Raw genomic sequence first — 23,491 nt, forward strand, 5'->3', positions numbered from 1 at the left:
AATTGGAAGGAAATGTGATGATAATGGAAAATGTAATGATTCTTTTTAATGAAACATCGGGTAAAGACAAAGGGAGAGAATTAGCAGAACAGTTTGTAGAATATGCAAAAAATCATGGACAAACAGACACGCATTTTCTATTAGAACAAGTTGGTCCAGATTGTGATAGTAAAAAAACGGTTGAAAAAGCAAAGGCTGAAGCTATTGATACCCTGATTTTTATTGGCGGGGATGGTACGATCAACCATAATGTTGAAGATTTCAAAGAAGAATTACCTCATCTAAAAGTTGGCTTATTGCCAGGTGGAACCGTTAATAACATGGCGAGAGTTTTAGGAATTCCTATGAAATTTGAAGCAGCTGCAGATGTGATTTTAGGTGGCGTTACTAGGAAAATCGATTATGGTATGATCAACAAAAAAGTGATTGTTAGCACAATGACAATCGGTATTTTAGCAGATACTGCGGCTCGAATCAGCCAAGAAGATAAACAAAAATATGGCAAGCTTATTTTTGTGAAGAACTTTTTCAAATTGCTTGCTAAGAAAAAACGTTACCGCTTAGATATCAAAACAGAAAAAGAGCAATGGCAAGGAAAAACTCAGTTAGTTACCGTGACCATGACGAATTCTGTTGGCGGTTATACGAATTTTGATGATTCAGCTTCTCCAGATGACGGGTTGTTTCATTTAACTATTTTACCGAAATTAAACTTTTTTAAATTAGCATTTTATCTACCTAAAATTATTCTAGGAAAAATTTATGAACTTCCTGATATCAAGTATATGACGGCAGCCGAAATAAGGATTAAAAGTATGAATGAAAAAAAAGTTGGAACACGCGTGGATGGTGATCCAAGTGAAGATTTACCAATTCAAATGAATGTAGTCAAGCATGGTCTGACTGTTTTTGTACCGGAATCATAGAATCAAGATTTTCTAAAATTATTGAATTAACTTTACAGCTCTTGTTCTTTCAAGGTATTCTATTAAGATAAGAGAAAGATTTTGGAGGAAGAGGTATGACAGGTTTGTTGAAACATTTGCCGTGGGTTTATTTACTCATTGTAAATTTAGTTGAATTTATTATGATGTATCTTGATAAACAGCGAGCTAAAAGGGGAAAGTGGCGAATACCAGAATTCGACCTTCTATTCATAGGAGTGATCGGAGGAGGGATTGGCGGTTTGTTAGCTCAGCAACTTTTTCATCATAAAACGAGAAAATTGCGCTTTTATTTTTTCTTTATTTTTGGTACACTTGTGGCTATTGCAATTATTTGTTTTAGTTATAAAAAATAATCGTGAATTCAAATTTAGTGGGGAGAAACTATGAAAAGCAATTCTAAAACAAAAGTTTTCCTAAATATCGGCTTGTTGGCCATTTTTATTGCGGTGATCATCTATGTGATGGATAATTCTCTAAGCGATATATTTGCGCAATTAATGGAAACAAGTTGGATCGTTGTCGCTCTAGTTATTTTGTTAGGCGTTGTTTACCAAATCGTTGAAGGGCGTTCTATTAAAGAAATTGCTTCTTATTTTCAGAAAGATTTCACCACAAAAGATGGTTTTTTTACTTCTTGCTATGTTGCCTTTTATCGTGTCATTTCATTTGGAACAGGGACATTGCTTTCTGAAATTTATTTTTATAAGAAAAAAGGACTAGCGGTTTCCCAAGGAGTTGGCGTAACAGCATTGCATATGATCATGTATAAAGTTGCTGTTATTTTTTTATCAGTACTTGGGTTGATTTTCCAATTTTCTTTATTTTATGAGCGTGCACCCAAAATGATTCCTTTTATTTTAGTGGGTGTCGGATTGACGTTTGCAATTATATTTTCGTTACTGATTCTTTCAAGTAGTATCAACCTTCAAGTGATGTTAATAAGCTGGACCAATAAGCACTTTAAGCGGAAAAAATTACGGGATTGGGTAGATAAATGCAATTTGCAAATTTATTCGTTAAGAGAAACTGTTCAGACAATTACAAAAGATCGTTCAGCCATGATTCGCATATTTGGTTGGAATGTAGCAAAGTTACTTTTTTGGTATGTGATTCCATATGTTGTATTGGTTGAAAACCATCCGAATATCGATTTTCTTTTAGTCCTTTCCTTTACCAGTTTTTCAGTTATTTTGTCTGGTGTATTTCCGACTCCAGCAGGAATTGGTCCGTTTGAATTTGTTTATTTATTACTATTTAAACCGTTAGTGGGAACTGTTGATGCAGTCTCATCACTGCTGCTATATCGTTTTGGTAGTTTTGTTTTACCATTTTTGATTGGTTTTATTTATGTCTTGGTTCAAAAAAGACGCGAGATAAAATTAGGACTTCATGCGGTTAGAGAAGAGAAAAAAGAAGTATAAGTAAGAAGAATATTATTGAAGAGAGCTTGGGACGTAAGTCCTAACGAAAAATCCAGATATCAGTCAAATTGATTGGCATCTGGATTATTTTTTTGTACAAAAATAAGAACACCTTTGCTAAAATAAAAGTGACTAAACAAATAAACTAGCGAGGTGTTCTTATGTTTAAAAATTATACCACAAATCAAGTCGTTCTTCCTCTAGATTTTAGTTTTCAGTTAGAAAAAAATGATATTGCTTTTGCCATTAATCAATTAGTCGAAAGTATTCCAGAGGAACGCTTTCTTCCTTTTCACCATCAAATGGGGCCTTCTTCTTATCATCCAAAAATGATGATGAAGATGATTTTATGTGCTTACACGCAATCTGTATTTTCTGGTCGTAAGATTGAAGCGCTAACGAAAGACAGTATTCGCATGATGTGGCTTACTCAAAGTTATCAACCTAGTTATCGAACCATCAATCGTTTTCGAGTGAATCCTTTAGTGAATGCACTCCTTCGGGAGTGCTTCGTCCAGTTTCGTAGCCAATTAGTCAAGGAACAATTAATCGATGAAGAAGCCATTTTTATCGATGGTACAAAGATTGAAGCCAATGCCAATAAATACACCTTTGTTTGGAGAAAATCCATTGATAACTTTGATAAAAAGCTTACTGAAAAATCAAATTTTCTCTACGATGAATTGTTAAAAAATCAAATTATTCCTGAAATTGAGCGAGAGTCCGCAAAGGAATTATCTGTCACTGAATTAGGCAAGATTGAAGAAAATCTAGCGCAGGTTGTAGAAAAGTTTACAGTCAAAATCGAACAAGCAGAGGATGGAATTACTCGCAAATCAATTCGTTCTAAACGAAAAGTTCCAAAAAAATTAAGGAAACTTTTCAAGGACTTTAAAGAGCGAAAACTCGCTTATCAAAAACATAGACAGATTTTAGGGCAACGAAACAGTTACTCTAGAACGGATCTAGATGCCACTTTTATGCGCATGAAAGAAGATCACATGAAGAATGGGCAGTTGAAAGCTGGCTATAATCTTCAAATTGCCACAAACAGTCAGTACATTTTAGGGTACGATCTTTTCTCAAATCCAACAGATACACGAACATTCCGCCCTTTTTTAATCACCTTAAAAGAGCGTTTCTTTGATCTGCCAAACTATATTGTCGCAGATGCCGGCTACGGAGGAGAAGAAAACTATCAAGCGGTTTTAGAGGATCATGAGCGAACACCACTCATCACTTATGCCATGTATCATAAAGAACAGAAGAGAAAGTTTAAACAAAATCCGTTCCTTCCAGCAAACTGGCCGTACCAAGAAGTAGAGGAAACGTTTCTTTGTCCAAACGGACGGAAAATGACTTTTCGAAATTATTCTATTCGTACAGATAAATATGGATTTAAACGGTATTTAAAACGGTATGAATGTGAAGACTGCTCGAATTGTCCTCTTCGAAGACAATGTACAAAAGCGAAGAGTGACAAGAATCGTGAGATTCAAAAGAACATGAACTGGGAATATTTTAAAGCGACGGTTCAACAGCTGCTTTCAGAAGTAGAAACAGGTAAAATCTATCGCCAACGAAAAATTGACGTCGAACCTGCTTTCGGACATTTGAAGGCTTGTTTAGGCTTCACTCGTTTCTCTGTTCGAGGAAAACAGCAGACACACAATGAAATTGGATTCGCGTTAATGGCAGTAAATTTAAGGAAATATAGGCTAACTAAGCTAATAAACAAGGATGATTCTCTACACAATCTAAAAAATAGAAGACCGAAAATCATTTTTTACGATTTTCGCTCTTCTATTTTAAGATTCTTGGGACTTACGTCCCAAGCTCTCTTTTTTATTTGTACAATCTCTTTATTAGAGTTATTATTGATATGTAAAGAATATATATATATAGGAAGGTGAAAATATGAGTAAAAAAATTACGACAAGCGAAGGACAACCAGTAGCCAATAATCAACACTCACAAACTGCTGGTAAAAGAGGACCAGTATTGATCCAAGATGTTCATCTTTTAGAAAAGTTAGCTCATTTCAACCGCGAAAGAATTCCTGAAAGAGTTGTTCACGCTAAAGGAGCTGGTGCTTTTGGCGAATTTGAGCTTACTAATGATATGAGTATGTATACAAAAGCCGGGCTTTTTAATGGTGTAGGTAAAAAGACAAGAGTAGCGATTCGATTTTCTCAAGTAGCAGGTGAATCAGGGTATATCGATACGTATCGTGATGTCAGAGGTTTTGCAGTCAAGTTTTATACGGAAGAAGGGAATTATGATATTGTAGGCAATAATACGCCGGTATTTTTTGTCAATGATGCTTTGAAATTTCCAGATTTTATCCATTCTCAAAAACGTGATCCAAAAACACATTTACGCGATCCTTATATGCAATGGGATTTTTGGGCTCACTCACCAGAATCTGTACACCAAGTAACAATTTTGATGGCTGATCGAGGAATTCCAGCAAGTTATCGTACGATGCATGGTTACGGCAGCCACACGTTTAAGTGGGTCAATAATCAAGGGGAAGTTTTTTGGGTGAAGTATCACTTTAGAACAAACCAAGGGGTGAAAAATTTAACGGATGATGTTGCTGCACAGATTGCATCTGAAAATACGGATTATTTAACAGATGAATTATTTCGAGCGATTGAAACAGGTGACTTTCCTTCATGGACACTTTGTGTACAAATTATTCCTTATGAAGAAGGTTTAAACTATAAATATGATTTATTTGATGTAACCAAAGTTGTTTCACAAAAGGATTATCCGTTGATCGAAGTGGGTAAGATGACATTGAATGAAAATCCTCAAAATTATTTTACAGATGTTGAGGAAATTGCTTTTTCCCCAGCTAACTTGGTGCCTGGGATAGAAGTGTCACCTGATAAGTTATTGCAAGGAAGATTATTTGCCTATAAAGATGCAGCGCGCTATCGCTTAGGCGTTAATTATGATCAATTGCCTGTCAATAAACCAATTAATGAGGTTAATAATTATGAACGAGATGGTTTTATGCAAGGAAATAATCCAGGTGGGGCAGTTAATTATGAACCGAATAGTCAAGGTGGACCAGTCCAAGACGAATCTGCAGCGATTACGCCATTTGATGTAGAAGGACAGGCAGCAACTTATGAATATGGTGAAGACCATTATTCTCAAGCAGGTGATCTTTATCGTTTGATTCCAGAAGATGAAAAAGAACGCTTAGTTCAAACAATCAAAAACAATTTAGGTCAAGTGGATAATCGAGAAATTCAAGTTCTTGAAATCAAACAATTCTATCAAGCGGATAAAGATTATGGCTCCAGAATCGCTGAAGCTTTAAATATACCAATAGAAGAAATTCAATAGTTTTAGGTATGTCTTTTAGAAAAATAGAATAGAGTAATATAACTCTATGGAATGTTCTAGATCATTTCATAGAGTTTTTTCTTTTTCGAGTATCGACTAGTTGCAAAAAAATTATTGAACTTTTTTTACAACTAGTGTACTATTTAACTAGAACACTAGTGAAGGTTAAAATCAATTGGAGGTAGAGTCATGGATTTCCATACAGATCGGCCGATTTATTTACAAATTATGGACTTTATCATTCAGCAGATCGTTTCTGGAAAGTTTGAGCCGGGAGATAAAGTTAAAGCTGTAAGAGAGATGGCGGTCGAATTAGCTACAAATCCAAATACCGTTCAACGTGCGTTGCAAGAATTAGAGCGTGAGGATATTTTATTTTCTAAACGTGGATTAGGTCGTTTCGTAACAGAAGATACTGAAAAAATTGCTCAATTACAAAACCAGGCAGTTGGCCAAGTAATCGAAAATTTTTTAGCAGAAATGAAAAAATTTGGTTGGGCAGATGAACAAGCTAAACAGTTATTGGGAGAGTATATTGAAAGGAAGAAATAACCATGAAGGAATTAGTTAAGATTGAACAATTGAGTTATCGTAAGGGAAGGAAACAAATTTTTAATCAGTTGAATTTTTCTGTTTCATCAGGAAAAATCATTGCACTGATTGGGGAGAATGGCTCTGGAAAAACAACGATCATGCGCTTGCTTTCTGGTTTAGCTTTGAATTGGAAAGGTCAGATTTTAATTGATAACTGTGTCGTTGGGACAAAAACGAAATCTTTTGTGGCTTATTTAGAAGATCAGAATAATTTTCAATCTAACGTGCAAATAGAAGAGGTCATTTCATTTTATGCACGTTTTTACTCAGATTTTGATAAGCGAAGAGCTTACGAATTATTGCGATTTATGAATTTGAGTGAGTCAGAAAAAATAGGGAACTTGTCAAAAGGAAATACAGAAAAATTTGCTTTAAGTATGACGTTGGCTAGAAAAGCAAAATTATATTTATTAGATGAACCATTGAGCGGAGTAGATTTATTATCAAGAGAAAAAATCATACAATCATTGTTGCAGTGGTTTGACGAAGAAAGTACCATCATTATCACTACGCATCAGTTAAGAGAAATTGAAAATATTATTGATGAAGTAATGTTTTTACGTGATGGTCAGATCATACTTCATGAATCTTTAGAAACAATCAAAGAAGTAAAACATAAAGACTTAGAAGATTTGTATCGAGAGGTGTACGAAATATGATTAAGCTATTTCGGTTATTTTTCTCAAAGACACTTATTTTAGTTTATAGTGTTACGTGTCTTTTGACAATCTTCTTAGGGCTTGTAAATGTATATAACGTCAAGCAACAATCGACTGATTTTAGTGCAGCATTTTTAGCTTTTTCGATCATGATTTTTTTGCTGCTCTTTTTTGTACTAGAATCTAATCGCATTTATCAATTTTTTCGGGAAACTGACTATCGATTACTGCCAATTAGTACAGGAAAACTGTATTTTTATAACGTTATTTTCAGTACGATCGTGGGATTTGTTTTTTTCATAGGAAATGCGTTTATTGGAGTGGTGGTAAATTATACGATAATTAATATACCATTTGATCTAAGCACAACGTGGATCGAGGGAGTGGCTGCAATTGTTGATATAGTCGTTTTATTTTTAGTGGTACAATTTTTAATTTTTATTTACTCTGCGAGTAAGCAGTTTATCCAAAAGAGATTTCGTTGGATAGCTGAAATCTTATTATTTATAGTCTTTATGATTTTAATGGATCATTTTTCAGGATTTGACTTGGGCATCTTAAAAGGGCTTGTGCGGAATACTTTTGGTCTGAAGCAAGAAATCTATTTTCGAGTAATGTTGCAATTAGTAACGGCTTGTCTTTATTTTAACCTAAGCATCTGGCTAATTAATCGGTATGTGGAAGCGGGGGATAAATAAATGTGGCAGTTATGGAATGAATATAGGAAAGAGAGCCGTTTGTTTTGGATGTTTAGTAGTTTTTCATTTCTACTTCTCAGTGGTTTTATGATTTATAAAGTAGGATTTCAACAAATGCATTTTCAAGGAATTGCTCAATTTGTATTGATTATGGTGTTTTTCTTTCTATTCGCTCATTTTATCTGGGAAATGTATCGACAAATCAAAGTTTGGAAAAAAAGTCAATATCGTTTACTACCAATCAGTGAAGCAAAATTTTATTTTAGTAATATTCTCTTTAGCTGGATTACAACCATATTCTTCATGTTTTGTTACTATTTGTGTCTTGTCGGGTTAGTTTTTATTTTGGATAAACAAGCAGATATGGCGAATTTTCAAGAGTATTGGAAACATCTTTTGATTGCCAGTTATTTTTTCTTTTCTACATCAATTTATGTCCAGTTTGTCTATTTATTAAGCAGTCTGATTAGCATGAATGCGCCTGTTAGATTGCAAAGAGTATCAAAATATGTACTCTTTCTATTTTTGTTTGCGGCAGAAGTCATCGTCAGCGATCAACTATTAAATGGTTACAAAAAAATCGCATTTATTGATAGTCATCAGTTTAAAGTTACTGTAGGGTATGTTCCGTTGTATTTAGAAGATCTAATTTTTGATGGATTTTTACTTGTGATTAGCTGTGTGGTTAGTATTTTTATTTTGAAGAAATATATTGAAGCAGAAAGAAGGTAAATCATGGAAAATAAACAAGTATTAGAAGTAAAAAATATTTCAAAACGTGTCGGCAAAAAAACAATTATCAAAGACGCGTCATTTACTGTTAAAAGTGGGAAAGTAACCGGTTTATTAGGACCTAATGGAGCAGGGAAAACAACGATTATTCGGATGTTAGTAGGGCTAATGAGTCATGATGCAGGATCGATTCAAATCGACGGTCAATCACTTTCAACAAACTTTAAAGAAGCAATGGCTCACGTCGGTGCAATTGTTGAAAATCCTGAATTTTATAACTATATGACGGGGATGGAAAATTTAAAACAGTATGTTAGGATGTCACCCAAACCAATTACAGATGATGAATTAATTCAGGTGATTCACAGTGTTCATCTTGAAAATAACATTGATCAAAAGGTCAAAACTTACTCTTTAGGAATGCGTCAAAGATTGGGTGTAGCGCAAGCTATATTACATCAACCAGATTTGCTGCTTTTGGATGAACCGATGAATGGCTTGGATCCAAAAGGCATGCGCGAGTTCCGGGAGATGATCCAGGCGTTGAAAAATCAAGGGGTCGGTGTGCTGATTTCAAGCCATCAATTAAGTGATATGGAATTGTTATGCGATGATTTAGTGATCGTTCAAAAAGGAGAAATTACCTATGTTGGACCGATGAATAACCAAGAAGATGAAAACAAACTGATTTTATTGTTAGAAACTGATCAGCAACAAGCTGCCCTAAGCTTCTTAAAAGAGCAAGAATATAGCGTGAATGTCGATGGAAACTATTTAAAGATCGAATTACTAGAAGATACTAGAACAGTTTTAGTCAAACAATTGGTAGATAAAGGTATTGGAATCAAAGAGTTAAAAGTACACGTGGATTCTCTAGAGGAGAATTTCCTACGTTGGACAGAAGATGGAGGATTATAACATGAGCGTGTTGATAAAAAATGAATGGTTAAAACTGATCAAGAAAAAATCTTCTTGGATCATGTGGATCATGTTAGTAGTAATGACCTTTGCGATCACATTGTTAGTAAGATCAACGGCCAAGTCTCCAAGTGGAGATATTATGATGAAAGCAAATGATTTATTTGCGAGTTTGACTGAAATGACTTCATTTCTCAATTTATTCGTAGTAGTAGTTGCGGCTTCGATCGTTGCAGAAGAATTTAGTCGTGGAACAATCAAGTTTTTACTGATCCGACCTTTTACCAGAAGCCAAATTTTATTTTCAAAGTTTGTTGCTTGTTTGATTTATAGTGTACTTGGAACAGTGATTTTGTATATTAGCAGCCTTGTTTCCGCAAATTTATTGTTAAGCGCTCAGTCTCCTTTAGCTGTTGTAAAAGGTTATCATGGTTGGAATGCTTTAACTGTTGCTGGTGCATATGCCGGAGCCAATCTGTTATTGATTTTATTGTATATCACAATTACATTATTTATCTCAGCTGCAGTACGTTCACAGAGTTTAGCTGTGGGTGTTGGGCTAGGTGTTTTATTTGGAAGTAGCATTATTAATTCATTTTTGAATGTTGTAATCTCAAAGCATCAATGGCTGAAATGGAATCCGTTCAATATGCTGAATATCAAAAATACAGTCATGGAAAATACTGACGCTGTGAGCAATTATCCGGGTTACTTGAATTTTTGGCAAATGGCTGGTGGGATTTTGGTGTATAGTATGATTATCTATCTTGTGATGCAGCTATTATTTAAAAAGCGGGATGTTTCGTTAAGCTGATTCTTAATAGCCATATTCTAATGTTAATGAGAAAATATAGAGGGAATATAAAATAACGATGGAGACTAGAACTTTGTTTTATCAAGGTTTTGGTCTTCTTTGTTTTAGAAAGAGGAATAATTTATTAGAGGACATGGGCGTTCTCGTTTTTTATCTAATAAATTGCTGATAAAATCAATATTTATGCATGTGAAAGCTTGTTTAAACTCTTAAAAATGATTATGATTAAAAAGATATTTTATACTTAATTATGATTAGGAGTGTTTTGATGGAACAAAAGCAAATGCGATGGTTTACCGTTGGTCTGATTGCCTTTAACATGGTTTGGGGCTTAGGTAATGTCGTGAATAACTATGCACAACAAGGAATCTCAGTTGTAACATCATGGGTTTTGATTTTGGTCTTATATTTTATTCCCTACGCATTGATCGTAGGACAACTTGGTTCAACATTTAAAGATAGCAGCGGCGGAGTTAGTTCGTGGGTTCAAAATACGAGTACAAAGCGTTTGGCATATTATGCTGCATGGACGTATTGGGTCGTACATATCCCGTATTTAGCTCAAAAGCCTCAATTAGTTCTGATTGCTTTTGGCTGGGCAATCCAAGGCAATGGTGATATTGTAAATAATTTCTCAGTTGTAGGAATTACCTTGATATCTTTAGCTATTTTCTTGATTTTCTTATTACTATCTACTAAAGGATTGATGACCCTAAAAGTCATTGGTGGAATGGCAGGAACTGCGATTTTTGCCATGTCCATGTTGTTTATCTTATTAGCAATTGGTGCGCCAATGATGAATTCGACTGTTGAATTCGCTACACCTCATATGGACAAGCTTAGTACGTATATCCCTAAATTTGATTTTAGCTACTTTACGACGGTTTCCATGTTGGTGTTTGCTGTTGGTGGAGCTGAAAAAATTTCGCCATATGTAAACTCAATGAGAAATCCAGCTAAAGAATTTCCCAAAGGAATGATTTTCTTAGCTGCAATGGTGGGTGTTTCCGCTGTATTGGGTTCATTTGCAATGGGGATGTTATTTGCAAGTAATAATATTCCAGAAGATTTAATGGCCAATGGTGCTTATACTGCCTTCCAATTGTTAGGTGAGTATTATGGTGTTGGTAACTTACTGATGATCATTTATGCGATCACAAACGGTATCGGACAAATTTCAGCTTTAGCCTTCTCAATCGATGCACCCCTACAAATTCTTTTAGCGGATGCAGATCCAGATTACGTTCCAGCAGCATTACGTAAGAGAAGTAAAAAAGGAACGTTGGTTAATGGTTATTTGTTAACAGGTATTTTAGTTAGTATCATCATCGTATTACCGATGTTTGGTATCGACAATATCAAAGAACTCGTGAAATGGTTGACTAACCTAAATTCTGTTGTGATGCCAATGCGTTATCTATGGGTATTCTTTGCATATATGATGTTGAATAAAGCGTATAAAAATTATTCATCGGAATACAAATTTATTAAAAATCCTAAAATTGCCTTTGGCTTTGGACTATGGTGTTTCTTATTTACAGCATTCGCTTGTATTTTAGGAATGGTGCCAAAAGTTGATTTTGCAGCAGATCCTAAAGCATGGTTCTTCCAGTTGGCTTCTAATATTATCACACCAGTTGTGTTGATTCTATTAGGTATGATTCTACCTGCTTTAGCTCGTCGTGATAAAAAGAAAGCACAAATAAATTAAGAAGAAGAGAGGAAAATACTCAGTAAGTGAGTATTTTCCTCTTTTTTTATTTATCTTTAAAAGATTAGAACGATCTTTATTCACGAATTTTGAGGATAATAAGGCTATAATGAAACGCTTGATTTATTTAAACTATTGCAAGTTTAATGGTTCTTATTTGACTTATTTTTCTTTTAATTTCATATATTTGTAAAAAAATGAGAACATTTCTTCCTTTTTATCGGTATAATGAAATAGAAGCCTGTTCTTTTTTCTAAAAAAATGATACGATTTATTCAGGAAAAAAATTGAGGAAGTGAGAACGATTAGTAAGCGACAACGTCAATCAGAAAAAGAAGAAAGATCAACCTACCTTTGTAAAGATGTTGATCCCGATTATCTTGGCCGTGAGATTTACGCCGATAATGTAGATACCCCTTATTCATTTTATTTAGTTCGAAAGTTAAATCTAGCAAAAGATTATCAAAATTTAGCGGAAGGTGAAGCTTTTTTTGATGCAATCTGTGATAGCTGGGATGCAACAGAAGAATTTGAAGAATTAGTAGTTAAAAAGATTTATATGTATGTTGAAACTGAAATCATGTATTATACATTACTGATGGGAAGTTTTGAACCAACTAGAAGAGAACTTCGTATGAACTTAAAGCAATGGTTTGAACAAATCGCTCTTGAAAAGAATGAACGATCTTTAGTCTATAAAGGCGAGCCAACATTGAACTCTGGAGAAGTACAGGGGATGATGAAGCAAATGCTTGAAACGTCGAATGAGATTTTTCGTCTACGCAAAATGATTACGGATTTAACGGATACGATCAATCAAGGTAAAATTGAGATGTATACGGCTAAAAGTGATCCGATCATTTCAAGAAGTATTCAAACGATTCATCTTAAAAGAGCGCAGCCATTAGTGGTTGAAGAGAATAAATCTGAAAAGAAACAATACTCTGACCTAGATGAATCTGTTGATGTTGAAGTCGAACTTGTTGATAAGTCAGCCATTGCGGAAACTGATTCCTCAGAATTTGTAGAACTAAAGGAAGTTGTAGGAGAAGAAGCAGAAAAAAAGTCGGAGAAAGAATTGGCGGAAAAACCAGTTCAAGAAGATTTCCCAGTAGAAGAAGAACCTATAACTTCGTCAATCCAAAAGCCAGAAAATAATGAACAAGCAAAAACAGAACGTACTTCAATGAAATTGAAACGTAAGCAAGTGAAGGTAGAAAAAATTAAGGACACAATTGAGCCTAAGGTAAAAAAAGAAACAACGCAAGAGATACCAAAGTCTCACCCATTAGATCTTGATTTTTTAGTATTCAAAAAAGGAAAAACACAAAAAGCAACTCCGAGTAATTGGCCGCGCTTTTCTAAACAACTAAAAGCAAGTAAAGCTCTGGAAGCACCGTCAAAAATACCAAATTTTTCAAAGAGTGAAATGGAAAACTTGGAAGACGAAATCTACTTGTGTTTCATGAACAAACGTATGCGTTTAGGGACGAAGAAAAATGCAGCCCAAAAGAAAAGAATTTTACGCTCTGAATTACTCGCTCAGATCAGTCAAGCTGAGTATTTAAACTATTCATGGGGACAAGTATTGAGACAGCGCAAGGAAGATGTCTTGATTTGCGGACGTTTAAGCTGTGGAGGGTTAGTCTCTTCTTTAGATGACTTTCTACAAGAAATGCGTGGAATAGCCTATAGCCGTTCTTTATTTGGTAAAAAAGTCCGCTGCTCAGTTGATCTTTTACGTCGTTTGGAAGGCTACATCTTAATGGATCAATATATGAAAAACCTAAGTATGATGCCGATCGAAAAGTAGTTAGTAGGCTAGAGTATAGTGAATTGAATTTTAATAGACTAGGGTAAAACTGTATAAGTTTTGCTCTAGTCTATTTTTTGTATAGGTAAATTATGTACCTCAACCAAAGTGTTGTTGATTGGTTAAATAAGATTTCTAATGTATGATTAGAGTAAGTATATCATTGAAAAAAATATTTGAAAGATACATATAGCCTATAATAGTTAATCATAGTGGAGGTAAATAGCATGAAGAAAATGATTAAGAAAAAAACTGCAGATGAAAAAAAATCTAACCTAAATAAAGTAACGAAAAGTGAACAGCTTAAAGAAATTGTAAATGTGGATAGTAAAGCGGATGAAAAAGAATTTGAATCATTTTTCTCTGAAGTAATAAAAAAATTTCCTGAAAAAACATCCTCAATTATTCTTAATAGTTACGGGAAATCAAAAGAGCGTGCGGAAAAAGTTCTGGATAAAAGTAAAAGTCAATTTGATAGTGTTTTTGATGAATTTTTGGAAGGTGTGGACGAAGATACGCGGAAAAAATGTCATAAAACGGTTCATGCTGCATCCTTAACAGCGGCTATTGTAGGTTGCTCGCCTATTCCTTTTTCAGACGCCTTTCTACTTGTTCCGATTCAATTAACTATGATGGCTCGATTACATAAAATATTTGGACAATCGTGGTCTGAAAGTATGGGTAAGAGTTTAGGGAAGGAAATTGTCGTTGTCGGTCTTGGGAAAAGTGCGGTTGGAAACATACTAAAGTTTATTCCTGCAGTTGGAACTGTTGCTGGTGCTGCTATCAATGCTACGGTTGCAAGCACAATTACAGAAACACTAGGTTGGATAACGGTAAAAATGTTAAATGATGGTGAAGATATCTTTGAACAAACGATGACGTTTAAAGGACAATTTAAAACGCTGTTTAATGCGGTACAAAATTCTAATAAAAAATCGAAATAAATTTGTGAATAAAGTAAGGATGATCTTGGATTTAGAATCGAAACAGTAAAATAATAAAGGCATTTTTTAGAGACAATCTATAGCCCCTATAGCATCAGTAGTTGATGAGTATGATGAAGCAATCGAATTTTACATTCAGAAACTCAATGTTACGTTGACAGAAGATACGTATCAACTAAGATAAAAGATGGCTTTATGTATAATAGGAATAATGAGTTCGATTTTGACAATATACGTTAAAATCGAACTCATTTACTTTGAAGTCAACAAAACATAAATTAGGACTATACCAAGTTGATTTTTAGGTGTTATAATGAAATTTCCGAAAAATTACATTGGAGGGGATATTCATGAAAAAGATTATTTTAATTGGCTCAAGTGGAGCTGGGAAGTCGACATTATCACTTAAACTAGGCGAAAAATTAGATATTGAAGTTTTTCATTTAGATAAACTACTTTGGAAGCCTAACTGGGAAATGACAGATAGAGAGTACCAAAATGAAATACAAAATAATCTAATCATGAAGCCTTCATGGATTATTGACGGAAATTACGGCGGAACACTGGATATTAGAATGAAAGCGGCAGATACTATAATATTTTTAGATAGAAATAGATTCGTTTGTATTTATCAGATTTTAAAAAGAGTAAAAAAATATAACGGGATAACCAGACCTGATATGCAAAATAATTGTCCAGAGAAGTTTGATTTAAGCTTTTTAAAGTGGGTTTGGAATTTTCCTAACAAACAAAGAATTGATATTCTAAGAATATTACAAACTGTACCAAAAACTAAGAAAGTAATAGTTTTAAAAAATAAAAAACAGATTCAACTTTTTTTAGATGAGCTATAAAAAGTTAGTTGATTTAGTATCTACTAATATTAATGATTATCGGAATGTCAACTGGTGGGAATGCTATCGTTGCTTTTGGATTCATAAGTCTACTTGCATTTCCTATAGAAATTGTAGCAACTATTTTTTTATTACTGCCAATGATATAAAAAAAGCATGCCCAACGATGAGACAAGATTAATAGATGCTCGTGAAAAGTATGTAGCTGCCAAGAAAAGTAACTAAAAATTTAAGACAATTGAATGTAATAATCTGATACGACTATTCAAATTAGTCATGTTGATAAAGAAACAAAAACTGTTTTGAAGGAATTTCGATTGCTCAGAGTATTAGATTGCCAAAAAATATAAACCATAGAAAACAAGTGCGTGAGACAAAACGAAAGATCCGTTTTGTTTCGCGCTCTAAATTTGAATAAATGGCGAGAAAAAAGTTGTTACTACGTTGCACTTCGATCATATCAAATTCTAAGTGCTAAAGCACTAAAACAAGTAGAAAAATGAATTAAATGTCCAACACATTAAGTATAATAACACCACAAAAAAACACCTAAATCATCCTCACCCCAAAACCTTTCAAACTAACACTAAAAAAAAAGTTGATTTTGTAGTATAATTTTCAAGGATAGAGGAAAGGCGGGGAAGTCCATGAAAAATAAGCAGACATACGCAGTAGTTGATTTAGAAACAACTGGGACCGATCCATTGGTTGACCGGATTATTCAATTCGGCTGTGTATTGATCCAAGAAGGAAAAATCATTTCCCGTTTTGCGACTGATATCAATCCTAATCAGGCTATCTCCAAGCAGATCCAGCAGCTTACCGGTATTAGTAATTCTCGTGTACAAAAAGCACCTTATTTTGAGGATGTAGCACTTACGATTTATAATTTGCTAGCAGATACCGTTTTTGTTGCACATAATATCTATTTTGATTATTCCTTTTTAACCCAAGAATTGCTTCGCTGCGGCACGCCTAAATTGAAGATTCCCGGAATTGATACAGTTGAATTAGCTCAGATATTTTTACCGACAGAAAAAAGTTTTCGTTTAGGCGACTTATCTGAAAGTTTAGGTTTGATTCATGATAATCCTCATCAAGCAGATAGTGATGCGCAGGTAACGGCCGAACTTTTGTTATTGATCGAAGCGAAAATGCGCCGTTTGCCGTTGATTACGATGGAAGCAATCGATCGTTTAAGTCAGCAGACAGGAATGGATACGAGTTCTTATATCCATCATATATACGAAGAAATGAAGCAGGATATTCAGCCATTAGCAGTAGAACAGCATGTCGTATCTGGCATTGCTTTGAGAAGAAAAGAAGTTCCGCTTTATGAAGAAAAGTTATATGGAAAACCGAGTTTTCCGCAAAAGAAAAAAGCCAAAGAAAAAATTTTTGCAGATAAAATCAGCTATCGTTCAGAGCAAAGCCGGATGATGAATTTAGTTTATGATCATTTTACGAAGGATGAAAATAAAAATTTATTTATTGAAGCCGCGACAGGAACAGGAAAAACGCTAGGATATTTATTTCCACTAAGCTATTTAGCAACACCAGATAATCCAGTCATTATCAGTACTGTCTCAATCGTTTTGCAAAATCAATTAACAGAAAAAGATATTCCCTTAGCAAACAAGCTTTGCCCTAAACCAATTCAAGCTGTAATCATTAAGAGTCATCGTCATTATATCGATTTACAACGATTTAAAGCGACACTGAAAAATCCGATACAGCAAAAACAATATGCATTGTATCAAATGGGCGTTTTGGTTTGGCTTGTGGAAACAGAGACAGGGGATCTTGATGAACTTCAATTAACGAATTTTAACCACATCTTTTGGCGTGATGTTGCCCATAGAGGAATCGATTTTTTATCTGATCAAGATTCCTTGTATCAAGAAGATTTTGTGCGTTTTCTCTATAAAAAAGTCAAACAAAGCAATGTATTGATCGTCAATCATGCATTTTTGGCACAAGAAACACTTAGAGAAGTGCCACTTTTACCTAAAAGTTCGTATCTGATCATTGATGAAGCACATCATCTACCCGATATAGCTGGGAAGATTGCAAATCGTCAATTTAATTATGCTGCTTTTAAAAAGCAGGCAAATCTTTATCTAGAAGAAGATCAGCTATTTGATCAAGTGAATCAAATTTTTAAATCAGAAACACAAGAACAACGTTTGTTACGGATTTATTCTAAAGCACTGAATGATTTAGTAGAAGAATTTAGTGATTTGTTTTATGAAATAAGTCAACTCTTTAAAAACGATAAGCAACCGAATTTGGAAGCGACGTTATTGACTAAGCCAATTTTTGATCATTTATCATTGAATGGAGAGACTTCGATTCAAAAGATTGAAATCCTTTTAACTGAAATGCAGGAAATCCAAAATAGATTACGGCAGTCAATTGTTGATGAGTTGGAAAAGTATACAGCATCAGAGCGGATTATATTTGTTAGTCTATTGCAATTCTTTGAGCGGATTGAATTTCTATATGAATGTTTTGATATTTATGTTAATGAATGGCATCCTCGCTGGATCAAAGAATATAGTACCACGCCTCAAGGATACGGGTTACTTGCAATCAATGATTTAGAGGCGAGTATTTTGCCTGAGACGATTTGGTATGATCGCTATCAGCGGATTTTATACACGGGTGGAACGTTGAAGTTCGGGAACGATAAGAAGTATTTGCCTAATAAATTAGGCTTGTCGGATGCTTTGTTTAAAACGTTACCTGATCCTTATGACTATGAACAAAATGCTCGCTTGTACATTCCAACAGAAGCTATTGCGATCAGTCAAGCAAATGCTGCAGAATTTTCGGCTTACATTGCGTCTGTGATTCAAGAATTGTCACAAGAACAAGATCGTTCCATATTGGTTTTATTCACATCACATGAGATATTATCCAGTGTTTATTACCGTTTACATCCGCAATATTTAAATGAAGGAAGAGAGCTTTTAGCACAAGGAATCAGTGGGAGTCGAGAAAAAATTTTAAAACGTTTCGCTCATTCAAAAAATAGTATCTTATTAGGTGCTGATAGCTTTTGGGAAGGTGTCGATTTGCCTGGAGAAGCATTATCGCTGTTGATCGTGACACGTCTACCATTTGAAAATCCAAAGCGACCTTTTGTCAAAGCACGTTATGACTACCTTGAAGAAAAAGGAATCAACCCCTTTACTCACGAGGCTTTGCCTAAAGCTGCATTACGTTTGCGTCAAGCATTGGGGCGTTTAATTCGTTCTGACGGGGATAAAGGCGCTCTAGTTGTTTTGGACAGGCGTTTGGTGACAGCTAAGTATGGTAAGCGTATGTTAAAAGCTTTGCCGAAAAATTTAGTGGTGAAAGAAGAATCAATAGTAGAAATAACGTCAGAGCTAAAAGAATTTTTAAATAAATAAATTTGGCTACTATCTATTAAATCAAACTGATTTTCTGCTATAATGGTAGCCAGTAAGTTTGGAAAGGGCGAGAAAATTGCAAGAACAAGAAGATCAAAATGAAGCAAGAAAAACCAAGATCCTAGTAAGTGTAATTGCGGTTTTATTAGTGATCATTGTCATGATTACTATTTCCTATATTCGCTCAACTCATCCAAGAACACAAGCGAAAAAAGAAGCTACGGCAATCGCAAAAAAATATGCACACCTAGAAACAGTCGATAACTTTTATTGGTTTACCAGAAAAGATACATACTTTAGTGTGACTGGGAAAGACGATAAAGGCGAAAACTTAGCTGTGATCATTCCGAAATCAGGTGATAAAGTGACTGTTTTAAATCAAAAAGATGGGGTGGAAGAAGGGCACATCCGCCAGATCATGGAAACAGACTATAAAGAAAAACGTATTCAAAAAATCAGCTTAGGATTATACAAGGATAAACCAACTTGGGAAGTTGTTACCAAAAATGAGGATGGATCATTAAATTATTATCTATTGTCATTTGAAAAAGCAGAAGAAATCATGATTATTAAAAATGTCTGACGAGACGTTTTTGCAAGTTTCTTAGGAATAAAACAAACAATTACAATAATAGATAGTTATTTAATGAAGCAGGGATAAATGTTGAACGAAGGTAGACCACATCTTATCTACTTCTAAAATGGAAGAGCTTCATGATTAAAACATCTGATAAAAAATGAATGGAGCGATAATATGGAGATATCGAATCGAGCACAAAAATTAGAACCTTCTGTTACGTTAGCCGCGTCAGCTAAAGCCAATGCGCTAAAAGCTGCAGGTAAAGATGTTTTAAGTTTAACTGTAGGAGAACCAGATTTTACTACACCTAAAAATATTCAACAAGCTGCAATTCAAGCAATCGAAAGTGGTAAAGCGAGCTATTATACACCTTCTGCTGGTATAAAAGAAATACGTGAGGCTGTTGTAAACTATATCAAATCCTACTATCACCTGAGTTATGAGGCAAAAAATGTGATTGTAACGGATGGCGCTAAATTTGCGTTGTATCTATTGTTTCAAGCGGTATTAAATCCAAATGATGAAGTGATCATTCCAGTACCTTACTGGGTAAGTTACGGAGAACAAGTTAAATTAGCCGAGGGCGTGCCCGTCTTTATCTCTTGTGCTCAGGAAAAAGAGTTTAAAGTAACTGTGGAGCAATTAGAAAAAGCAAGAACAGATAAAACGAAATTATTGATTTTAAATTCACCTTCTAATCCAACGGGAATGATTTATTCTGAAACAGAATTACGTAAAATCGGTGAGTGGGCTGTGCTTCATGATATCTTGATCGTATCGGATGATATATATGGCAGACTGGTTTATAATGGAGCCACCTTTACACCAATTGCTACTTTGTCTAAAGCTATACAGAAACAAACAATCATTATCAATGGTGTTTCTAAAAGTTATGCGATGACAGGCTGGCGTATTGGGTATGCGGTTGGCGATGAAACAATTATTTCAGCGATGAATGATATTGCATCGCAATCAACAAGTAATCCTACGGCTGTCAGCCAATATGCAGCAATCGAAGCATTGAGTGGTGAACAAGAAACAGTTGAAATCATGAGACAAGCATTTGAAGCGCGTTTAAATGAGATTTATCCGTTATTTGCTGCATTACCTGGATTTAAATTGGAAAAACCGCATGGTGCGTTTTATCTGTTTCCAAATATCAAAGAAACGTTGACGATGTGTGGCTATACAGATGTCACCAACTGGGTAGATGATTTATTAGCGGAAGCGCAAGTAGCACTTGTTACAGGCGCTGGATTTGGAGCGCCGGAACATGTTCGAATCAGCTATGCAACAGATTTAGATACATTAAAAGAAGCTGTAAAACGTATCAAAGCATTTATTGAGAAGAAATCAATTAAATAAAACACTTAATTCGGGATAGGTAAAAGAATAAATGAATGGAGAGACGATCGTGGAACAAATTCAAATTATTGATTCAAAGAATCATGTAGGGGAAACAGTAAAAATAGGGGCTTGGATCGCTAACAAACGTTCAAGTGGAAAAATTGCGTTTCTACAGTTACGTGATGGAACAGCTTATTTTCAAGGAATTGTAGTAAAAAGTGAAGTCCCAGAAGAAGTCTTTCAATTAGCGAAAAGCTTAACTCAAGAAACTTCAGTTTGGATCACTGGTGAAATCAGAGAAGATAGCCGTTCAAAATTTGGTTATGAAATCGGTGTAACAGGAATCGAAGTCATTGGTGAAAGCCATGAGTATCCAATTACACCAAAAGAGCACGGAACAGACTTTTTAATGGATCATCGTCACTTATGGTTACGTTCGTCTCGTCAGCATGCAATCATGCAAATTCGTAACGAAATCATTCGCGCAACATATGAATTTTTCAATAACAACAACTTTGTTAAAATCGACCCACCAATCTTAACTGCAAGTACAGCAGAAGGGACAACTGATTTATTTGAAACAAATTATTTTGATCAAAAAGCTTATTTATCTCAAAGTGGTCAATTATACATGGAAGCTGCGGCTTTAGCATTTGGGAAAGTATTCTCATTTGGCCCAACCTTTAGAGCGGAAAAATCAAAAACACGTCGTCATTTGATTGAATTTTGGATGATCGAACCTGAAATGGCCTTTATGCATCAAGAAGAAAGTTTAGAAGTGCAAGAACAATACGTAGCGTTTCTTGTTCAAAGCGTATTAGACAATTGTGATCATGCTTTAGATGTGTTAGAACGTGATCGAGAAGTCTTGAAAAAATATACGCAATTACCATTCCCACGTATCTCTTATGATGAAGCTGTAGAGTTATTGAAGAAAAATGGCTTTGATGATATTGAATGGGGGGATGATTTTGGTTCACCACATGAAACATTTATTGCCAACTCATTTGACCGTCCAGTCTTTATTTTAAACTATCCAAAAGCAATCAAAGCTTTCTACATGAAACCACATCCTACTCGTGATGATGTTGTAATTTGTGCTGATATGATTGCGCCAGAAGGTTACGGTGAAATTATCGGGGGTTCTGAAAGAGCCATTGATCATGATTACTTATTAGAACAAATTCGTAACCACAATCTAGATGAAAAAGAATATTCTTGGTATTTAGATTTACGTCGTTATGGTTCTGTTCCGCATTCAGGCTTTGGTCTAGGTTTAGAGCGTACTGTTACATGGTTAGCTGGAATTGAGCATGTTCGTGAAGCAAGTCCGTTCCCACGTTTATTAAACCGTATTTACCCTTAGAAATTGTTAATCAGTTAGTCGTTGAACGAAGCTTAGACTTTGTTTCAGCGACTAATTTTTATAGAAAATGAAACGTTCAAATAAAATTACAATAAGAAAAAAGAAAAAGTAAGGTAATTTGTTTAGAATTCCACTATTTTGTGGTAAAATTGACAGAAAGTAGAATAAAGGAATGACTCGAATGGAAAACTCAACTCAAATTAAAAGAAAACATTTTCGTTTTCCAGCTTATGACGATGACTTAGGCGTGAAATTAGTTTCTGAAAATAAACGAACATTGTTTCAAGAAGATCCAATGCTCTCTAAAACAACATCACAACCACAACAAAGTGCACCAGTAATCGATCCGATAAGTGTTCAGCCAGTGTTGCACAAACAACCAACACAAACTAATAACCAACATGTTTCACATAGTCAAGAACAAGTAGCAGAATTAGCCCGTCACAAATCTAATTTACCGAATTATATGATGACGCATAATAAACCAACTTCTCCAAAGCAAAAAAACAATCTGTTTGGCAATATGCCTAAAAGAAGTTCTTATGGTTTTGGTTCACAGCCATCTTCTAGTAAAAATAAAGCGGCGTTTTCAAAAGATTTTACATATGATACCCGTTCCTATTTTGTTCCGAAATATATTCCAGCTTCTGTCATTCCAGAAGAAAAAGCTCCTGCTTTGACAGAAGAAGAATTAGCTGAAGCGATGAAAAAGGATCAAAATTCGTATTTACTTTTTGACGATGAACCGGCAGCATTTCAAGTAAAAGGGAATGAAGACCCAACGGTTCAAAAGTTCAATATCCCTAAAGGATCACCTGAAATTCCTGTGACAAGACGTCAATATCAACAAATCAAACCTGATATGGAGCGTTTTGGTAAAGAAGAAGATATTAGCCATACATTACCGCGTTCTAGAAAAGAGCTTAAGACGGCAAAACAGAATGCGAAAAGTCAGACAGCTTATGGTCAAAAAGTAGCAGAAGCTGAGCAAGAAAAAAAACGTGGGATCTTAGATAAATCTCTAAGTGGAATTATTGAAGATTCAAGCATGGAGCTAGAAAATAGCAAGTATTTTAAGTAAAAAATTTCTGAGACAAAGCCAAATTGGTTTTGTCTCAGCTTTTTACTGTGATGTAAGTATCAGGCACAGGGACCAAAAGGTAATTTAATCTTCCAGCCAGTAAAGAGGTAGAATTAGTATGGCACACAATGATAGTTGATGAATGAGTATATAATCAGTGATGAAGAAAATAAATAACGGTTAAAGTCTGTTATACAAGTTAAAACGAGTGGATTCGCTGTTTTTTTAGTTGA

Annotated in this window: 20 protein-coding genes; all 20 read left to right on the forward strand. The window is 34.7% G+C overall.

All coding sequences use genetic code 11. The features are described 5' to 3' along the window. The first annotated feature begins 23 nt into the window (after positions 1 to 23). The 20 genes from IGJ02_RS05935 to IGJ02_RS06030 all read left to right on the forward strand — a co-directional run bounded on the left by IGJ02_RS05935 (position 24) and on the right by IGJ02_RS06030 (position 23,258). Positions 24 to 926, forward strand: a complete 903-nt coding sequence (locus tag IGJ02_RS05935) for a diacylglycerol/lipid kinase family protein (protein WP_430604072.1) — start codon at positions 24 to 26, stop codon at positions 924 to 926. A 95-nt stretch (positions 927 to 1,021) separates the two neighbouring features. Then, a complete protein-coding gene (locus IGJ02_RS05940) occupies positions 1,022 to 1,300 on the forward strand; it encodes a DUF1294 domain-containing protein (protein WP_010760906.1) in 279 nt (92 codons plus the stop codon). 30 nt (positions 1,301 to 1,330) lie between these two features. Further along, positions 1,331 to 2,368 carry a lysylphosphatidylglycerol synthase transmembrane domain-containing protein gene (locus IGJ02_RS05945; protein ID WP_010760907.1) on the forward strand — a complete coding sequence of 346 codons (1,038 nt, stop codon included), beginning with the start codon at positions 1,331 to 1,333 and terminating at the stop codon, positions 2,366 to 2,368. A gap of 161 nt (positions 2,369 to 2,529) precedes the next feature. Beyond that, the gene (locus tag IGJ02_RS05950) at positions 2,530 to 4,281 is read left to right on the forward strand and encodes an IS1182 family transposase (RefSeq protein ID WP_430603618.1); all 1,752 of its coding nucleotides are present in this window, start codon (positions 2,530 to 2,532) and stop codon (positions 4,279 to 4,281) included. A gap of 4 nt (positions 4,282 to 4,285) precedes the next feature. Further along, entirely contained in the window at positions 4,286 to 5,728 is a 1,443-nt protein-coding gene (locus IGJ02_RS05955; RefSeq protein WP_430603620.1) for a catalase, read from the forward strand. 189 nt (positions 5,729 to 5,917) lie between these two features. Next, entirely contained in the window at positions 5,918 to 6,280 is a 363-nt protein-coding gene (locus tag IGJ02_RS05960; protein WP_430603621.1) for a GntR family transcriptional regulator, read from the forward strand. A 2-nt stretch (positions 6,281 to 6,282) separates the two neighbouring features. After that, entirely contained in the window at positions 6,283 to 6,981 is a 699-nt protein-coding gene (locus tag IGJ02_RS05965) for an ATP-binding cassette domain-containing protein (protein WP_010760910.1), read from the forward strand. Then, positions 6,978 to 7,679 carry a hypothetical protein gene (locus IGJ02_RS05970; RefSeq protein WP_430603622.1) on the forward strand — a complete coding sequence of 234 codons (702 nt, stop codon included), beginning with the start codon at positions 6,978 to 6,980 and terminating at the stop codon, positions 7,677 to 7,679. Before IGJ02_RS05965 ends, IGJ02_RS05970 begins: the two co-directional genes overlap by 4 nt. Beyond that, positions 7,680 to 8,411: a hypothetical protein gene (locus IGJ02_RS05975; protein ID WP_430603623.1), complete on the forward strand. Its 732-nt coding sequence runs from the start codon at positions 7,680 to 7,682 to the stop codon at positions 8,409 to 8,411. It abuts the gene before it with no gap. Positions 8,412 to 8,414: 3 nt separating this feature from the next. Continuing rightward, positions 8,415 to 9,329 carry an ABC transporter ATP-binding protein gene (locus IGJ02_RS05980; RefSeq protein ID WP_430603625.1) on the forward strand — a complete coding sequence of 305 codons (915 nt, stop codon included), beginning with the start codon at positions 8,415 to 8,417 and terminating at the stop codon, positions 9,327 to 9,329. A gap of 1 nt (position 9,330) precedes the next feature. Further along, positions 9,331 to 10,143 carry an ABC transporter permease gene (locus tag IGJ02_RS05985; RefSeq protein ID WP_010760914.1) on the forward strand — a complete coding sequence of 271 codons (813 nt, stop codon included), beginning with the start codon at positions 9,331 to 9,333 and terminating at the stop codon, positions 10,141 to 10,143. Positions 10,144 to 10,411: 268 nt separating this feature from the next. Next, complete coding sequence (locus tag IGJ02_RS05990; RefSeq protein WP_010760915.1) at positions 10,412 to 11,854, forward strand: amino acid permease; 1,443 nt, start codon at positions 10,412 to 10,414, stop codon at positions 11,852 to 11,854. A 295-nt stretch (positions 11,855 to 12,149) separates the two neighbouring features. Then, positions 12,150 to 13,667 (forward strand): hypothetical protein, encoded by a 1,518-nt coding sequence (locus IGJ02_RS05995; protein WP_430603628.1) that lies wholly within the window; start codon positions 12,150 to 12,152, stop codon positions 13,665 to 13,667. Positions 13,668 to 13,894: 227 nt separating this feature from the next. Further along, the gene (locus tag IGJ02_RS06000; protein WP_430603629.1) at positions 13,895 to 14,614 is read left to right on the forward strand and encodes a YcjF family protein; all 720 of its coding nucleotides are present in this window, start codon (positions 13,895 to 13,897) and stop codon (positions 14,612 to 14,614) included. 350 nt (positions 14,615 to 14,964) lie between these two features. Further along, positions 14,965 to 15,468, forward strand: a complete 504-nt coding sequence (locus IGJ02_RS06005; RefSeq protein WP_430603631.1) for a DNA topology modulation protein — start codon at positions 14,965 to 14,967, stop codon at positions 15,466 to 15,468. A 647-nt stretch (positions 15,469 to 16,115) separates the two neighbouring features. Then, positions 16,116 to 18,884: a helicase C-terminal domain-containing protein gene (locus tag IGJ02_RS06010; RefSeq protein ID WP_430603633.1), complete on the forward strand. Its 2,769-nt coding sequence runs from the start codon at positions 16,116 to 16,118 to the stop codon at positions 18,882 to 18,884. A gap of 76 nt (positions 18,885 to 18,960) precedes the next feature. Then, positions 18,961 to 19,467, forward strand: a complete 507-nt coding sequence (locus IGJ02_RS06015; RefSeq protein ID WP_010760920.1) for a DUF5590 domain-containing protein — start codon at positions 18,961 to 18,963, stop codon at positions 19,465 to 19,467. A 171-nt stretch (positions 19,468 to 19,638) separates the two neighbouring features. Further along, positions 19,639 to 20,829, forward strand: coding sequence for a pyridoxal phosphate-dependent aminotransferase (locus IGJ02_RS06020; RefSeq protein ID WP_430603634.1), 1,191 nt, complete (start codon positions 19,639 to 19,641; stop codon positions 20,827 to 20,829). 49 nt (positions 20,830 to 20,878) lie between these two features. Then, positions 20,879 to 22,177, forward strand: a complete 1,299-nt coding sequence (asnS, locus tag IGJ02_RS06025; protein WP_034682849.1) for an asparagine--tRNA ligase — start codon at positions 20,879 to 20,881, stop codon at positions 22,175 to 22,177. A gap of 181 nt (positions 22,178 to 22,358) precedes the next feature. Continuing rightward, complete coding sequence (locus tag IGJ02_RS06030) at positions 22,359 to 23,258, forward strand: hypothetical protein (RefSeq protein ID WP_430603636.1); 900 nt, start codon at positions 22,359 to 22,361, stop codon at positions 23,256 to 23,258. The last annotated feature ends 233 nt before the right edge of the window (positions 23,259 to 23,491 follow it).

Source organism: Enterococcus sp. DIV0724b, from assembly GCF_050531475.1.
Taxonomy (GTDB): Bacteria; Bacillota; Bacilli; order Lactobacillales; family Enterococcaceae; genus Enterococcus_L; species Enterococcus_L haemoperoxidus.

Coding starts and splice junctions, on each gene's coding strand:
- IGJ02_RS05935 (WP_430604072.1), top strand. CDS start 24: ATGGAAAATGTAATGATTCTTTTTAATGAAACATCGGGTAAAGACAAA.
- IGJ02_RS05940 (WP_010760906.1), top strand. CDS start 1,022: ATGACAGGTTTGTTGAAACATTTGCCGTGGGTTTATTTACTCATTGTA.
- IGJ02_RS05945 (WP_010760907.1), top strand. CDS start 1,331: ATGAAAAGCAATTCTAAAACAAAAGTTTTCCTAAATATCGGCTTGTTG.
- IGJ02_RS05950 (WP_430603618.1), top strand. CDS start 2,530: ATGTTTAAAAATTATACCACAAATCAAGTCGTTCTTCCTCTAGATTTT.
- IGJ02_RS05955 (WP_430603620.1), top strand. CDS start 4,286: ATGAGTAAAAAAATTACGACAAGCGAAGGACAACCAGTAGCCAATAAT.
- IGJ02_RS05960 (WP_430603621.1), top strand. CDS start 5,918: ATGGATTTCCATACAGATCGGCCGATTTATTTACAAATTATGGACTTT.
- IGJ02_RS05965 (WP_010760910.1), top strand. CDS start 6,283: ATGAAGGAATTAGTTAAGATTGAACAATTGAGTTATCGTAAGGGAAGG.
- IGJ02_RS05970 (WP_430603622.1), top strand. CDS start 6,978: ATGATTAAGCTATTTCGGTTATTTTTCTCAAAGACACTTATTTTAGTT.
- IGJ02_RS05975 (WP_430603623.1), top strand. CDS start 7,680: ATGTGGCAGTTATGGAATGAATATAGGAAAGAGAGCCGTTTGTTTTGG.
- IGJ02_RS05980 (WP_430603625.1), top strand. CDS start 8,415: ATGGAAAATAAACAAGTATTAGAAGTAAAAAATATTTCAAAACGTGTC.
- IGJ02_RS05985 (WP_010760914.1), top strand. CDS start 9,331: ATGAGCGTGTTGATAAAAAATGAATGGTTAAAACTGATCAAGAAAAAA.
- IGJ02_RS05990 (WP_010760915.1), top strand. CDS start 10,412: ATGGAACAAAAGCAAATGCGATGGTTTACCGTTGGTCTGATTGCCTTT.
- IGJ02_RS06000 (WP_430603629.1), top strand. CDS start 13,895: ATGAAGAAAATGATTAAGAAAAAAACTGCAGATGAAAAAAAATCTAAC.
- IGJ02_RS06005 (WP_430603631.1), top strand. CDS start 14,965: ATGAAAAAGATTATTTTAATTGGCTCAAGTGGAGCTGGGAAGTCGACA.
- IGJ02_RS06010 (WP_430603633.1), top strand. CDS start 16,116: ATGAAAAATAAGCAGACATACGCAGTAGTTGATTTAGAAACAACTGGG.
- IGJ02_RS06020 (WP_430603634.1), top strand. CDS start 19,639: ATGGAGATATCGAATCGAGCACAAAAATTAGAACCTTCTGTTACGTTA.
- IGJ02_RS06030 (WP_430603636.1), top strand. CDS start 22,359: ATGGAAAACTCAACTCAAATTAAAAGAAAACATTTTCGTTTTCCAGCT.